Origin of the sequence: Geoalkalibacter ferrihydriticus DSM 17813 (assembly GCF_000820505.1) — a bacterium.
Taxonomy (GTDB): domain Bacteria; phylum Desulfobacterota; class Desulfuromonadia; order Desulfuromonadales; family Geoalkalibacteraceae; genus Geoalkalibacter; species Geoalkalibacter ferrihydriticus.
The window spans coordinates 309536-324120 of sequence record NZ_JWJD01000003.1 but is presented as its reverse complement, the minus strand read 5'-3'; the positions used below and the strand labels follow the sequence as shown (position 1 = coordinate 324120).

Annotated in this window: 18 protein-coding genes; all 18 read right to left on the bottom strand. The window is 56.7% G+C overall.

All coding sequences use genetic code 11. From position 1 onward, the window contains the following. Positions 1–2 precede the first annotated feature (2 nt). The 18 genes from rapZ to GFER_RS10355 all read right to left on the bottom strand — a co-directional run bounded on the left by rapZ (position 3) and on the right by GFER_RS10355 (position 14567). On the bottom strand, positions 3–869 hold the full coding sequence (gene rapZ / locus GFER_RS10440; RefSeq protein WP_040099238.1) for an RNase adapter RapZ: 867 nt from the start codon (positions 867–869) through the stop codon (positions 3–5). Further along, positions 866–1840: an HPr(Ser) kinase/phosphatase gene (gene hprK, locus GFER_RS10435; RefSeq protein WP_040099236.1), complete on the bottom strand. Its 975-nt coding sequence runs from the start codon at positions 1838–1840 to the stop codon at positions 866–868. Before hprK ends, rapZ begins: the two co-directional genes overlap by 4 nt. A 12-nt stretch (positions 1841–1852) precedes the next feature. Next, positions 1853–2314 carry a PTS sugar transporter subunit IIA gene (locus GFER_RS10430; protein WP_040099234.1) on the bottom strand — a complete coding sequence of 154 codons (462 nt, stop codon included), beginning with the start codon at positions 2312–2314 and terminating at the stop codon, positions 1853–1855. Between the two features lie 88 nt (positions 2315–2402). Beyond that, positions 2403–2951: a ribosome hibernation-promoting factor, HPF/YfiA family gene (gene hpf, locus GFER_RS10425; RefSeq protein WP_040099232.1), complete on the bottom strand. Its 549-nt coding sequence runs from the start codon at positions 2949–2951 to the stop codon at positions 2403–2405. A 130-nt stretch (positions 2952–3081) separates the two neighbouring features. Further along, on the bottom strand, positions 3082–4539 hold the full coding sequence (rpoN, locus tag GFER_RS10420) for an RNA polymerase factor sigma-54 (RefSeq protein WP_040099230.1): 1458 nt from the start codon (positions 4537–4539) through the stop codon (positions 3082–3084). A gap of 110 nt (positions 4540–4649) precedes the next feature. Further along, positions 4650–5375, bottom strand: a complete 726-nt coding sequence (gene lptB / locus GFER_RS10415) for an LPS export ABC transporter ATP-binding protein (protein WP_040099228.1) — start codon at positions 5373–5375, stop codon at positions 4650–4652. Continuing rightward, positions 5372–5860, bottom strand: a complete 489-nt coding sequence (locus GFER_RS17755) for an LptA/OstA family protein (RefSeq protein ID WP_052446286.1) — start codon at positions 5858–5860, stop codon at positions 5372–5374. Before GFER_RS17755 ends, lptB begins: the two co-directional genes overlap by 4 nt. After that, a complete protein-coding gene (lptC, locus tag GFER_RS10405; RefSeq protein ID WP_082048024.1) occupies positions 5857–6444 on the bottom strand; it encodes an LPS export ABC transporter periplasmic protein LptC in 588 nt (195 codons plus the stop codon). Before lptC ends, GFER_RS17755 begins: the two co-directional genes overlap by 4 nt. Positions 6445–6525: 81 nt before the next feature. Continuing rightward, a complete protein-coding gene (locus tag GFER_RS10400; RefSeq protein WP_040099224.1) occupies positions 6526–7053 on the bottom strand; it encodes a KdsC family phosphatase in 528 nt (175 codons plus the stop codon). Beyond that, positions 7053–8024, bottom strand: coding sequence for a KpsF/GutQ family sugar-phosphate isomerase (locus GFER_RS10395; protein WP_040099222.1), 972 nt, complete (start codon positions 8022–8024; stop codon positions 7053–7055). Before GFER_RS10395 ends, GFER_RS10400 begins: the two co-directional genes overlap by 1 nt. Before the next feature lies 1 nt (position 8025). Continuing rightward, positions 8026–8856, bottom strand: a complete 831-nt coding sequence (gene kdsA, locus GFER_RS10390; protein ID WP_040099220.1) for a 3-deoxy-8-phosphooctulonate synthase — start codon at positions 8854–8856, stop codon at positions 8026–8028. 1 nt (position 8857) lies between these two features. Further along, complete coding sequence (locus tag GFER_RS10385; RefSeq protein WP_040099218.1) at positions 8858–10462, bottom strand: CTP synthase; 1605 nt, start codon at positions 10460–10462, stop codon at positions 8858–8860. Between the two features lie 194 nt (positions 10463–10656). Further along, positions 10657–11406, bottom strand: coding sequence for a 3-deoxy-manno-octulosonate cytidylyltransferase (gene kdsB / locus GFER_RS10380; RefSeq protein WP_040099216.1), 750 nt, complete (start codon positions 11404–11406; stop codon positions 10657–10659). Between the two features lie 65 nt (positions 11407–11471). Further along, positions 11472–11765 (bottom strand): zinc ribbon domain-containing protein, encoded by a 294-nt coding sequence (locus GFER_RS10375; RefSeq protein WP_139172079.1) that lies wholly within the window; start codon positions 11763–11765, stop codon positions 11472–11474. After that, positions 11762–12028: a double zinc ribbon domain-containing protein gene (locus tag GFER_RS10370; protein WP_040099212.1), complete on the bottom strand. Its 267-nt coding sequence runs from the start codon at positions 12026–12028 to the stop codon at positions 11762–11764. The genes GFER_RS10375 and GFER_RS10370 overlap by 4 nt, the downstream gene beginning before the upstream one ends. A gap of 13 nt (positions 12029–12041) precedes the next feature. After that, positions 12042–12749: an ABC transporter ATP-binding protein gene (locus GFER_RS10365; RefSeq protein ID WP_040099210.1), complete on the bottom strand. Its 708-nt coding sequence runs from the start codon at positions 12747–12749 to the stop codon at positions 12042–12044. Positions 12750–12880: 131 nt separating this feature from the next. Next, positions 12881–14038 (bottom strand): ABC transporter permease, encoded by a 1158-nt coding sequence (locus GFER_RS10360; RefSeq protein WP_040099207.1) that lies wholly within the window; start codon positions 14036–14038, stop codon positions 12881–12883. 10 nt (positions 14039–14048) lie between these two features. Then, positions 14049–14567: a DUF2318 domain-containing protein gene (locus tag GFER_RS10355; protein WP_052446285.1), complete on the bottom strand. Its 519-nt coding sequence runs from the start codon at positions 14565–14567 to the stop codon at positions 14049–14051. Positions 14568–14585 lie beyond the last annotated feature (18 nt).

The following is a 14585-nucleotide window of genomic DNA, read 5'->3' as shown; positions in this document are numbered from 1 at the left end:
GCTTACCCCTTTTCTATATCGCGATGACTGATTTCCACCACAAACCCCTGCCCGGCGAGAAAGGGCCGCATTTCCTCGGCAAGGGAAACACTGCGGTGCCGCCCACCGGTGCATCCGATGGACAAGGTTAGATAACTCTTTCCCTCCTGCCGGTAATAGGGCAGCAGGAATTTGAGCATATCCTGAAATTTCTTGAGAAATTCTTGACAGGCCGGCTGCTTGACGACATACCCGCGCACCTCGGAGTTGAGGCCGGTCAAGGGGCGCAATTCCTCAATGAAATGCGGGTTTGGAAGAAAACGAACGTCAAAGACAAGGTCCGACTCGATGGGAATGCCATAGCGAAAGCCGAAGGATTGCACCTTCACCACCAAGGGCATCTGACCACTGCGGCCGAGAACCGTCTCCAAGACCTGATCGCGCAATTGGTGAACGGTGAGTCCCGTGGTGTCACAGACCACCGTAGCGAGTCGTTTGAAACCTGACATCAACTCACGTTCCCGGGCAATGCCTTCGGGCACACCTTCCTGCTTCGCCAATGGGTGGCGGCGACGAGTTTCCGAATAGCGCCGGATCAGGGCATCGTCGTTCGCCTCGAAAAACAGTATCTCAACGGGATAGCCGGCCTCGCGCACGGTCTTCAGCGTCGACTCATAATCCGCCAGAAAATCACGGTTACGGATATCGATGACCACAGCGACATCGGGGGTAAAGCGCACACCGTGCTCGGTCAAGTCCAGAAATCGCGGCAGGAGCACCAGCGGCAGGTTGTCCACCACGAAAAAACCCTCATCCTCCAGAACCCGTGCGGCACTTGACTTGCCCGAACCTGAAAGACCGGTGATGATCAGAATCCTTTTGCTGCTCATTCCAGGTTGTCTCCAATGATGGTATGTGAATGCAGTCTGGCCGTCTCGGCCATGCGCTGCTCGAGACGATCCTGAAATTCGCGCGCGCTATGGTAACCCATTTCCTTGAGAAGCTGGTTTCGGGCAGCAACTTCAACGATGGTGGTAATATTACGCCCCGGGCGCACCGGCACTCGCTGCATGGGCAATTGGATGCCGAGCAGGGTGGTCGTTTCTTCTTCGAGGCCAAGCCGATCATATTCCTGACCGTCTTCCCATTGCACCAGCTCGATCACCAGATCGATCTTTTTCCGTTCACGGATGGCGGCCACCCCGAAAAGATGCTTGATGTTGATAATCCCCAGGCCACGGATCTCCATATGGTGATGCAAAAGGTCCATGCCCTCGCCGAACAGAACCGCAGGCAGTTTCGAACGCACCCGCACCACATCGTCGGCCACCAGGCGGTGCCCGCGCAGAATCAGATCAAGAGCGCATTCGCTCTTGCCGATCCCGCTCTTGCCCATAAGCAAAACCCCGACGCCCAGCACATCCACCAGCACGCCGTGGGTGATGGTGGAGGGCAGCAGACGCTCTTCGAGAAATTTAGTGATGAGGGAGATGAAAATTGAACTCTGATGGTGGGTGCGCAACAGCGGCGTCCCACGCCTGGCGGCCTCGTCAACGAGGATATCCGGCGGCTCCTGCCCCTTGGTGATGATCAGGCAGGAAATATTCAGTGCGCACAGCGCCGCCAGATTGCGCATCGCGGTATCCCGCGGCAACTGTTCCAGGTAAGTAAGTTCCGTTGAACCGAGAACCTGTATGCGATCCGGATGAAGGTTCGTCGTGTAACCGGCCAAAGCAAGCCCGGGTTTCTGAATGCGTGGAACACTGATCTTGTTGCTCAATCCGGTTTCACCGGCCAGCAGTTCCAGATCGAGCCCGGCTTCGTCTTCTCCGAGCAGTTCTTGAATACTCAGTTCCGCCATAAGACCTGGCTCTCAGAGGTTGGCTTCCTCGGCCACAATGATCCGGTAAATGTCCCCGGCGTCGGTTGCCTGCATGAGACGCTCGCGGGCCTGAGGGGTTTTAAGCAATTTGGAAATCCGCGCCAGGGTCTTGAGGTGAATACCGACGGAATCTTCCGGAGCGATAAGCAGAAAGAAGAGATGCGCCGGACGACCATCCATGGCATCAAAGTCAATACCCTCGAGACTGCGGCCGAAGGACAGCATAAGGTGGTCGATATTTTTAAGCTTGCCATGGGGAATGGCTACGCCGTCGCCGATGCCGGTGCTGCCGAGCCGCTCCCGCTCCTTGAGCACATCAACCACAAGGCTGCGGTCAAGCCCCTTTTCCACCCGCACCAGAGCTGCGGTCAGCTCTTCCAAAAGTGCATTCTTGTCAGTTGCCTTGAGATCGGCGACCAGTGCGTCGGGTTTGAGCAGATCAGAAATTTTCATAAGTGCCAGTGGTTACCTGCCGTTTGAAAAATACGAGGGGGGGAGTGGCATTATGCCCTTCCCCCCCAAGGCCAAAAACGTCGACAGTTTAGGATGTTTGCGGAATAATCAGTCCGTAGTTTCCGTCCCTGCGGCGATAGACAACATTAATCGCTTCGGACTCGTCATCCGTGAAAACCAGAAATTCTTTTTGCAACAGATCCATCTGCATCACGGCTTCTTCCACCGACATCGGCTTCACAGGAAAGCTGTGACTGCGGATAATAGACGGCGCGCCCTGCCCTTCGTCGATGCTTTCCGCAGCAAAGACGGTTTTCTGCACGGTGCGCTCACGGCCGGACGAAGGCTTGTGATTTTTGATCTTTTCTTTGTAACGCTTGAGCTGGCGCTCAACCTTGTCGACCATGCCGTCGACGGCAGCATACATATCGTTTGTTTCGTCAGAGCCTTTGATGGTGATGCCCTTGGCGGTCAAAGCCACCTCGGCACGATGCCGGATCTTCTTTTCCACGCTCAGCACGACCTGAGCTTCGACAGGCTCGTCGATATACTTTTTTACACGCTCAAGTTTCTCCTCGACATAACCACGCAAAGGGTCACTTGCTTCCATATGCCTGAAAGTCACGGCAATCTGCATAAATTCCTCCTGATGTTTTAACTATCCCGCACTCTGTCGAGATATCTTTAAGTTGAAGTATAACCTGCCTGAGCCGATTGATCAAAAAATGACAAATAACAAAGACTATCCTCATCACTCATCGTTGGATCTAAAAGAGTCTTTTTCGCTCGGTGGACGAGCCGATGCCGAGCATTTCACGGTACTTGGTTACGGTGCGTCGGGCGATATTGATATTGTCTTTTTCCAGCAGTTCGACAATCTTGCGATCCGAGTAGGGCTTCTTGATGTTTTCGCCGGCGATCAGATCCCGAATGCGGCTTTTGACGCTTTCCGACGCGATGGAGTCGCCTCCGGTGGTGTGAATACCGCTGTTGAAGAAAAACTTCAACTCATACAGACCCTGGGGAGTCTGCACGTATTTATTGGTGGTCACGCGACTGATGGTCGATTCGTGCATTTCGATGTCTTCAGCCACGTCGCGCAGCACCAGGGGCTTGAGGTGGTCGATCCCTTTTTCGAAAAATGCCTGCTGAAACTTAACGATGCTTTGCGTCACCTTATAGATGGTGCGTTGCCGCTGATGAATGCTTTTGATCAGCCACACCGCACTGCGCAGCTTTTCCTGAATGTACTCACCGGCCTTAGCGTCGACCAGGGAATCGTTGGTCATGGCCTGGCGGTAGAAGGCGTTGATGCGCAGGTTGGGCAGACCCTCGTCATTGAGCACCACGACGAACTCATCACCGATCTTGTAAACAAAAATGTCAGCGGTAATGTACTGCACATCTTCCTGGTTGTATTGGCGCCCTGGGCGGGGGTCGAGATTGGAAATAATGCGGGTGGCCTCCAATACCTCATCGAGACTCACCCCGAGAGCTTTGGCAATGGCGGGATACTTGCGATTTTCCAGATCATGAATATGGTCGCGCAAAATACTCTCGACCAAGGAACCGGCCATCCCCAACACCCGCACCTGACAAAGAAGACACTCCTGCAGATTGCGAGCGGCGGTTCCGGGCGGATCAAATTCCTGGACCAACGACAGCACCTTTTCAACGCGCTCCGGGGTGGTCGCGGTCGCGCCGGCAACCTCTTCCAGAGTCGCTTTGAAGAAACCGTCTTCGTCGAGGTTGCCGATGATTTCCGCGGCAATCTGGCGGGTCTGATCGTCGAAACGAGAAAGATTGAGCTGCCACAACAGATGGTCGGTGAGGGTATTCTTTTTCGTCAACAGGTTTTCGTAGGACGGCCGGTCGTCATCTTCCTCGTAGGAATCGGCGACCGACCCTCCGAGATTGTAGCCTTCAAGATAGGTCTGCCAATCGATGTCATTAAGGCCTTCCTTATCCCCCTTGACCTCGGGGAGATCATCACCACCCTCTTCCGCGCCCCCTTCCTGAGACGAGGCGGCGGGCTCTTCGGCGAGTTCTTTCTCTTCGACGATTTCCTGTCCCTCGTCGAGTATCGGATTTTCCTCCAACTCCTGCTGAACCAGATCGATGAGTTCCATACGCGAGAGTTGCAGCAGTTTGATTGCCTGCTGCAACTGAGGAGTCATCACCAGTTGCTGGCTCAACTTGAGTTGTTGACGGATTTCCAGAGCCATAATCGTTACCTGATCAATTCCTTAATATTTATTACCATTTAAACCTGATTTATCGGCAAAGGCCAGCAAAAATACGCTGCCCCGCAACAGGGCAGTCGAAAACGACCACCTTACAGGGAGAAGCTTTCCCCGAGATAGACTTGGCGGGCACGCGGACTGGCTGCGATCTCGACAGGCGTGCCGTATTCCAGAATCCGCCCCTCGCTGAGAATGTAGGCCATATCACAGACCCCCAGGGTTTCTCGCACGTTGTGATCGGAGATGAGCACGCCGATGCCGCGACCAACCAGATGGCTGATGGTTTTCTGGATATCAATGACCGCAATCGGATCGATACCGGCAAAAGGTTCATCAAGCAGAATGAACGCTGGGTCGAGCACAAGGGCCCGGGCTATTTCCACGCGGCGCCTCTCTCCGCCGGAAAGAGCATAACCCTGACTGCGTGCAATGTGCGTGATGCCGAATTCTTCAAGGAGTCGATCACAGCGGTTACGTCGCTCCGCAGGTGACAGGCCAAGGGTCTCAAGAATCGCCAGAAGATTATCCTCGACAGTCATTTTACGAAAAACCGATGCCTCCTGGGGAAGATAGGAGATCCCCGAGCGAGCACGCAGATACATGGGCCAGGCAGTGATATCCTTGTCGTCGAATAGGATACGTCCCTGGTCCGGCCGCGTCAGCCCGACCACCATGTAAAAAGACGTCGTCTTGCCGGCTCCGTTGGGCCCAAGCAGTCCGATAACCTGACCAGATCGCAGCTCCAGATTAACATCTCGCACCACCTGCCGCCCTTTGTAGGCCTTGCACAGGCCCTGGGCCTTGAGGAGATGGCTCACGGAGACTTCTCCCGCGGATGAAAAATCGCCCGAGCGGGAACGCCTTCGCGACTTTTCACAACACTTCGTTCCTCCTCGAGATAGACCGTAATTTCATCGCCCTCGACAAAATCTTTGCCCTGGTAAACGCGGGGGTCCCCCGTGAGCACCACGATGCCTTCATCGCGAAAGAAGACTCCGGCTTCACCGGTAGCGGTGCGCTCACCCTGAACGATGCGCACCCGGCTCTCGGCCAGAATGCGCGAAACCGTATCCTCACCCTCGCGGAAAAAAACTTTCATCTGATCAGCATACATCACCACATCGGCCTGGCGCGCAACCACCTCGCCGCTGAACACCACCCGTCGCGGTGCGCTGAGCACCTCCATACGCTCGGACGTAATCTCAATGGGCATCTCGTCCGTGGCACCAGCCACGCTTACGAAAGCAGTGGCCACAGCAACCAACAAAGCAAACATTCCGCGCAAAACAGCCCAGCGTTTCATGGTGTCCCAGTGTCGATGAAGTTCGGTGCAATGAGGGCCTCGACGTCAGCCAGTATCTCCACGCGGCGCGTAACCACATCCATGCGCAAGCCGTGCCCGCGGATATCGAAGCCGCGCGAAACAATCCGCACCGGATCTGAGGTGACGGCAAGTTTTTGAGCGTCCTGATATTCGAGACTCTGGGTGTACAGGGTATAGTCGTCGCCGCCGCGCACCACCACATCTTCCCAAACCCGCAACTCCCGAGCATCGATGTCGATGCGCCCATGCCTGGCGGTCAGGGTGACTTCCACATCCTCACCCGACTCATCGAAAAAAAAGACCCTGAGATTTTCAATAAGGGCTTCGTTGCTCACCTGTCGAAATCCCGCGGCATCCCCCTCGATGCTCCATTGGCGAAGCCCCGCACGGGTCTCAGTGTACTCAAAGGTCTGCAAAGCAAGATCGGCATCCAGCAGCGGAGCCGCGATGTCGTCTTCCAGCGTCCCGCGCGGAAGATTCCGGAAAACCAGCACACCGAGAACCAACAGCAGTGCAACGATGGCCAGAACCAATGCATGACGTATTTGGAGGTTTCTAATCATCCTGAAGGGTCAGTCTAGCACCGCCCCGGTTTCCTGTAAAGGCGAAAAACCAAAGCTTGGCACGAAATTTGAAAACAAGAATCAACCCTCCTCGGACGAGAAATAACGCCCCGCCACAGACTCCCATCGTTGGGATTTCTTCAGGATAAGATCACAAACCTCACGCACGGCTCCACGCCCCCCGGGACGCTGCGTCACATAATGAACCAGGGGTTTGAGGTCATCAACGGCATCCCGCACCGTCACCGCTAAGCCGACACGGCGCAGCACGGGCAGATCCACCACATCATCTCCAACGTAGGCGACTTCTTCATCACGCAAGCCTAGTTGGGCCAGAATTTCCTGGTAAGGAGGGAGTTTATCCTTGGCGCCCTGCCGCAGGATTTCAATGCCCAGTTCGGCAGCCCGATGTGCAACCACCTGGGACTGGCGGCCGGTAATGATGCCCACCTTAATGCCGGCGCGCTGCACCAGTTTGAGGCCATGGCCGTCCTTGACGTCGAACGCTTTGCTCTCAACACCGTTGTTGTCGTAAATAATGCGCCCGTCGGTCAGCACACCGTCAACATCGAGCAGCAACAGCCGGATTTTGCGACAACGCGCTTCCATCAAGCGACCCCCGCCTTGAGCAGATCATGAATATGAACGATACCCACCGGCACCCGGCTTTCGTCCGTCTCGAACACAAACAGCGAGGTAATTGAGTGTTCTTCCATGCGCTGCAGGGCCTTGGCGGCGAGATTGGAGCGCAAAATGCGCTTAGGATCAGCACTCATGATGGTGCCGATGGCCGCATTGAGAATATCAAAGCCGTCTTCAATGCGACGGCGCAGGTCCCCGTCGGTAAACACTCCGGCAAGGTTGCCCTGCGCATCGACCACCCCGGTCACACCAAGTTTTTTGCTGGTGATTTCAAACAGCGCCTCTTTAAGTAGGGTAGATTCGCTCACCAGTGGAATGTCTGCCCCGCTGTGCATGACATCTTCGACGCGCAGCAGAAGTTTCTTACCCAAGGCGCCGCCGGGGTGGAACAGGGCGAAATCTTCCTCGCGAAAACCGCGCCGCTCCAGCAGGGTTACCGCCAAAGCATCGCCCATGGCCAGGGTCGCGGTGGTACTGGCAGTGGGGGCCAAACCCAGCGGACAAGCCTCTTCCTTGATGGAGATATCCAGGGAGACATCGCCGGCGCGGCCGAGAGTGCTGCGCACATTTCCACTAAGGGTAATCAGAGGCAGCCCCATGCGCTTGATGATCGGCAGAATGCGGGTGATCTCTTCCGTTTCTCCCGAATTGGAAATCGCAATGACCACATCGCCCTTCATCAGCATGCCGAGATCACCGTGAATACCCTCGGCGGGATGCAGAAAGAGCGCCGGGGTACCCGTGGAGGCCATCGTAGAGGCGATCTTCTGGCAAATGAGTCCCGATTTGCCCATACCAGTAATCACCACCCGCCCCTGGCAAGCCAGAACCATCTCCACCGCCCGTTCGAAGCGCTCATCAAGGCGGTCCTCTAGGGCGAGAATGGCGTCGGCTTCAACCCGCAGTACGTGGCGGGCGGTTTTGAGAATAGCGTCCATATCAGGCCCTCCCTTTGACAAGAGCGTCAATCGCTAGGATTTCATGCAGCATGGGCCGCAAACCATCGAGCGGCAGACTGTTGGGACCATCACACAAAGCCGCGTCGGGGTTTTCATGAACTTCCCAGAACAGCGCGTCGATGCCCACCGCAACCGCGGCCCGGGACAGAGCCCCGACATACTGGCGCTGCCCGCCCGAACTGGTGCCGGCGCCGCCGGGCAACTGCACCGAATGGGTGGCATCGAAAACCACCGGACAGCCGGTTTCGCGCATCACCACCAGGGAGCGCATATCGACCACCAGATTGTTGTAGCCGAAAGAGGCGCCGCGCTCGGTGAGCAGCACCTGGTTGTTGCCCGCCTCCTCGATTTTCTTGACCGCGTTAGCCATGTCCCAGGGGGCGAGAAACTGCCCCTTTTTGACATTGACAACTTTCCCGGTGCGCGCCGCGGCCAGCAACAGGTCGGTCTGACGTGAAAGAAAGGCAGGAATCTGAAGAATGTCGAGGACTTCGGCAGCCGCTGAAATCTGGCTGATGTCATGCACGTCGGAAACGACCGGAACGTCGAACTCGCGGCGGATCTTCGCCAGGATCTCCAACCCTTCGTCCATCCCGGGGCCGCGAAAAGAGCCGATGGAGGTGCGATTGGCCTTGTCATAGGAGGCCTTGAACACCAGCCCGATACCCAGTTCGTCGGTAAGTTTCTTGAGGTACTCGGCAATCCGAAGAGTCAGGCTCTGCTCTTCGATCACACAGGGTCCGGCAATAAGAACCAAGGGTCGACCACCGCCGAAAGTGACATTTCCGACATGAATCTCACGTACGTTCATCTCAGACCACCTCGCGCTGCTTCAGGCAGGCACCGACAAAGGATTCGAACAGTGGATGGGGATCCATGGGACGCGACCGGAATTCCGGATGAAACTGGCAGGCGAGAAACCAGGGGTGCTCGGCCAGTTCAACGATTTCCACCAGGTCGGCAGCGGGATTGTTGCCGGAGAGCACCAACCCGCATTTTTCAAGTTTCTGCCGATAGGCGTTGTTGAACTCGAAACGATGGCGGTGCCGTTCGCTGATTTCCTTCTTGCCGTAAATACGCTGCGCCAGAGTGCCCTCGCCAAGTACGCAGTCATAGGCGCCCAGACGCATGGTGCCGCCCTTGCGAGTGACTTTCTTCTGCACTTCCATAATATGGATAACGGGATTTTTCGCCTCTTCACGAAACTCCGTGGAGTAGGCATCCTCAAGTTCGCAGACATTGCGCGCGTACTCGACCACCGCCATCTGCATCCCCAGACAGATACCGAAAAAGGGAATGTTGTTCTCGCGGGCATGACGAATGGCGGCAATCTTGCCCTCGCTGCCACGTTCGCCGAATCCTCCCGGCACGAGGATTCCGTCAACTCCGGAAAAGTTGTCGCCCACGCCATGGCGCTCCAAAGCTTCCGAATCCACATAGCTGAGCAGCACCCGGCAATCATTGCCGATCCCGCCGTGAATCAGCGCCTCGGTCAGCGACTTGTAGCTTTCTTTGAGTTCTACGTATTTGCCGACGATGGCGATGGTGGTTTCCGTGGCCGGTTCCTTAACCCGCTTGACGATACGGTGCCAGGAAGAAAGATCAGGCGCCTTGGTCCAGATGTTGAGGCACTCGATGATCCGCTCGTCCAGTCCCTGCTCGTGATAAGCGATGGGCACTTCGTAAATGGTTTCCACATCGCGGGCGGTGACCACCGCTTCTTCTCTGACGTTGCAGAACAGAGCGATTTTGGCCTTCATGTCACGAGGGATTTCACGATCACAACGGCACATGAGGATATCGGGTTGAATACCGATTTCACGCAGTTCCTTGACGCTGTGTTGGGTGGGCTTGGTTTTGAGTTCACCAGCGGTGGGGATATAAGGCACCAGGGTGAGATGAATATAGAGAACGTTTTCCGCGCCGCGATCGGTGCGGAACTGCCGAATTGCCTCCATGAAAGGGAGCGATTCGATATCGCCCACGGTGCCGCCGACCTCGACGATGGCGACATCGGCATCCTTGGCGTTCTCCAGAATCTTAAGCTTGATCTCGTTGGTGATATGCGGAATGACCTGCACCGTGCCGCCGAGATAGTCGCCGCGGCGCTCTTTGCGAATGACTGAATCGTAGATCTGGCCGGTGGTGAAGTTCGATTTGCGGGTCAGGTTCGCGGTGGTGAAGCGCTCATAGTGCCCAAGATCCAAGTCCGTTTCCGCGCCATCATCGGTGACGAACACTTCGCCGTGCTGAAAAGGGCTCATAGTGCCCGGATCGACGTTGATATAGGGATCCATCTTCTGCATGGACACCTTAAGGCCGCGCGCCTCCAACAGCGAACCGATGGAAGCGGCCGCCAGCCCCTTGCCGAGGCTCGATACCACGCCGCCGGTAATAAAAATAAACTTGGTCTTCATGGATCAATCCTTTGAACCTGAAACTTATAAGGGGGGGAAAAGGCCTACCCTGGTTCCCCATCGATCTTGTGTATTCAACAGGTTAGTTTGCCGCGATGAGCAATCGCAAGAGATCAAATGCGTGATTCTACACGTCACCGGAAAAAAAGAAAACCCCCATTTCCGGGGGCGAGAAAGCGGGGAGAAAAACGATCTCATTCCTGGGTCAGAGCAAGACGCACCCGATCCAGATCAGCCGGGGTGTCGACACCCAGGGTGCCCAGGGCGGTCTCCTCCACGCGGATGCGGAAACCATGCTCCAGAGCCCGCAGCTGTTCGAGCTTTTCAAGATTTTCCAGGGGAGTCGCGGGCAAGCGCGGATATTGCAGCAGAAAGTCGCGGCGATAAACATAGAGCCCCACATGCTTGTAAGGGGCGATTTGCGGCAGCACACTTTCCAGGTCAGTGGACAGATCGCGGGGATGAGGGATGGGGGCCCGGGAAAAATACAGAGCGAAGCCCCGACGGTCGGTCACCACTTTAACCACATTGGGATTGAGGAATTCGTCCACCGTGCTGATGGGTGTCTTAAGCGTACCCATGACAATGGTCGCATCATCGCGCAAGGGCGCCAGAGCAGCCTCAATCATGAGCGGATCGATAAGAGGCTCATCCCCTTGCACGTTCACCACCAGATCCGCGTCGATGCGCGCGGCGACCTCCGCCAGCCGATCGGTGCCGGTAGGATGATCGTCGCGGGTCATTTCGGCGTCACCGCCGAAAGCGCGCACCGCATCAAAAATCCGCCGATCATCGGTGGCGACGAGCACCCGATCGATGCCAGGGGCACCGCTGACACGCTCGTAGACTCGCTGAATCATGGACTTGCCGAGGATATCGACCAGGGGCTTGCCGGGAAAACGCGTTGACGCGTAACGAGCGGGAATGATTGCCGTGACGTTCATGGCTGAGGGCATCCTTTGCTGGCGAGATGCCCTGAGCCTAATCAAATCGGCGGCACACTGTCAAGCTATGCGTCCTTTTTGAGGTCCGCGCCACAATGGCCGCAAAACCGCCAGTCCTCCTCGATGGGGACACCGCAACGACAGCGCGGCAGCGCCAAGCGGTGCGTGGGAGCCATTTTCAGAAAAATCAGAATGGCCAGCGCGACGCCGTTGCCCGCCAGCAAAAGACCGCCCGGCAAGCTCAAACGAGTGAGGTTTTCCAGCGTGCAGCGGCCCCAGCAATACAGCCAGGAATTGTAGGCAACCACCGTGACCAGGACCACTGCCGCAAGAATCAGCATGCCTCTCCCCCGCCTCATGCCGCATCCTCCTCGGCGCAAGGTGCGGCACTGCCGCAGGACGGGCAGAAGCGCAGCAACCTGGCCTTGAGCCGACCGCAGAAGGCGCAACTGACACGCAACAGCTGCGAGCAGCGCGGACAGACCAGCCAATCGCGCTGCACCGCCTGACCACAGTCGCACAGGATTTCCGCACACGTTGTCGCAGAACGTTCACGCCGCTCAATCTCGGTCAGAATCAGGTAGCCGAGACCGGCAAAGGTGAGGAGAAAAATCAAAACCACAACAGAACCTCTCTCAAGCCGCCGAGGAGGATTTCGCTAAGCCCGTGCTCTCGTCGGAAACAACCAGGCCGTCGCGCAGCAACACCCTGCGGTGAAAATAGCGGCAGTTTTCCTGATCGTGGGTGACCATGACAATCGTCTGCCCCTCTTTGTTGAGGCTGGTGAGAAGATCCATGATTTCCTCACTCGTTGCTGTGTCAAGGCTGCCCGTTGGTTCGTCGGCCAGCAGCAGCGGTGGACGATTGACCAGGGCACGCGCCACGGCGACCCGTTCCTGTTCACCACCCGAGAGTTGTGATGGAAGGTGGGAGGCGCGCCCGGCCAACCCGACCCGCTCCAACACATCCAGTGCCTGGGAGCGCTTTTGGGTCGCAGACATCTTCTTGACCGCCAGCGGCAGCATCACATTCTCCATAGCGGTCAGATAGGGGATCAGATTGAAGGCTTGAAACACAAAACCCAGATATTCACGGCGAAAGTCAGCGAGTTTTTCACCCGAGAGCGCATAGAGATCAATGCCATCAACGATAATGCGCCCGGCGCTTGGATGCGCGAGGCCGCCGAGGATCGACAAGAAAGTACTCTTTCCCGATCCCGACTGCCCCATCACGCCAAGGAAGGTTCCCTCCTCGACCTGGATGTCGACACCACGCAAGGCCTCGACACGGTCGGCATCGCTTTCGTAGATCTTGGTCAGATTGCTTATTTCGATGAAAGACATGAAAGGTTGTCCTTTTCCATTAGTCCTTGGTCAGTTGTTAGGAATCCATCAAATCCTTTCTCTATCCGCCTTGATCCGGTTTGATCGGATTTGATCTGCGTCCCCCATAGGTTGTTCCTGGTCGTCGGTCCTCAAAGAGCCCGCAGGGCTTCGGTCGGGTCCATGCGGCTGGCGTGCAGGGCCGGATAGAGCGAGGCCAGAGCACCCACCACCACCGCCAGCAGAATTGAGCCGCCCATGAGCAGCAGGCTTAAATCGAAGTGTGGGTGCTCGGTTGCGAGAAACGGCAGCAGCGCCTTGGTCAGACCGATGCCAGAGAGGTAGCCGAGTATGCCCGCAATCAGGCTCACGACAAAAGCTTCCATCAGAATCAGGCCGACCACATGGCCGCGCCGGAATCCCAGAGCGCGGAAAATCCCGATCTCACGGGTGCGCTCGTTAACCGAGCCCATCATGGTGACAAACACCACCAGGGCACCGATAAACACCACCACCCCGGCCACACTCAAAGACAGCAAACGAAATTGATCCAGGGCGTGCATACGGCTGGCAACCACTTGCTGCAGAGCGATGACGCGGGTATAAGGCAGTACTTCTGCGATCTGCTCGACGATCTCCTCTACCGGACAGTCCGCACACAGGGCGGCGACCTCAATCAGCGAAATCTGGCCCTGTTTGCCCAAGAGTTCCTGGGCCGGCACCAAGGAGGTGATGAGCATGCGATCATCCTGCGAGCCAGTGGGCTGCAAAATACCCGTCAGAGTAAAACTGCGTCCGTTGATCGGCACGATATCGCCCATCTTCAACCCGAGGGCCGCAGCGACTTCGCTGCCCGCCACCAGTTCGTCATCGGAAGCCGGAGCACGCCCATCAACGACCCACCAGCGCTTGAGATGAAATTCCACTTCGCGATCCACGCCCATGAGCACCACCCGCTGCTCGTTCACCGTTACCGCGCCGAGAACTTTGGGCGCCACCGCGGCGATATTTCGCCGTTCGGGAATGGTACGGATCAGGGGCAAGTCCTGCTCACGGATTGGTTCGTACTGCATGGCCACATCGCCCACGGTAATGCCGCCGTAAGAGATGGAAAGATCATCGCTGCGTGGCGTGATAAGGATGTTGGCGCCATATTGGTCGAGTTTGTGCTCGGTCTCCATGGTCAGGGCTTCGGTCAGCGACACCAGCGTCACAACCGTGGCGATCCCCACGAGCAGACCGATCACCAGAAAGGCCATACGCGCCTTACGCCGGCGCAGATTATTCAGAGCTATGGTTTTGAGAGTCATTGTTTATCACTTATCGTGTCGAAGAAGGAAAATACCCGGAGCCCGCCTTGATGTCGGCTTCGGCAATCAGCACCTGGCCGTCGCGTACGACCCGGTTCAGGGGCGCAGGATTGCAGCCACCCTTGAGGACATTGATCTGATCCGAGGCAAAGCTCTGGTTGCAGGCGATGCAGACCATGGAGTCGCCATCCTGACGATAGCCCAATTTGTCCCGATAGCAGACATCACAAGCATCAAAGGCGGCGCGAATCACCCCGTCGTTGCTCTTGAGCACAAAAAAGTTGATAGTCGCGTCACCCTCGCGGTAGCTGAAGAAATGAGCCTGACCGTCACTAACCTGGGCTTCGGGGATACTCACCATACCGTTTTGCGCGGCAACCACCGGGTACCCCCCGGAGCCGCCGCCCAGCAAGCCCCAGGCCCCTACGGCCACCACCACGACCAGCACTAGGGCGGCGACCACGAGTAAAGACCTCTTGCTGTTTTCCGGCTGTTGAAATTGTGCTTTCTTTTCCTGACGTTCCGTCATTGTCTGAAACTCCTTTCG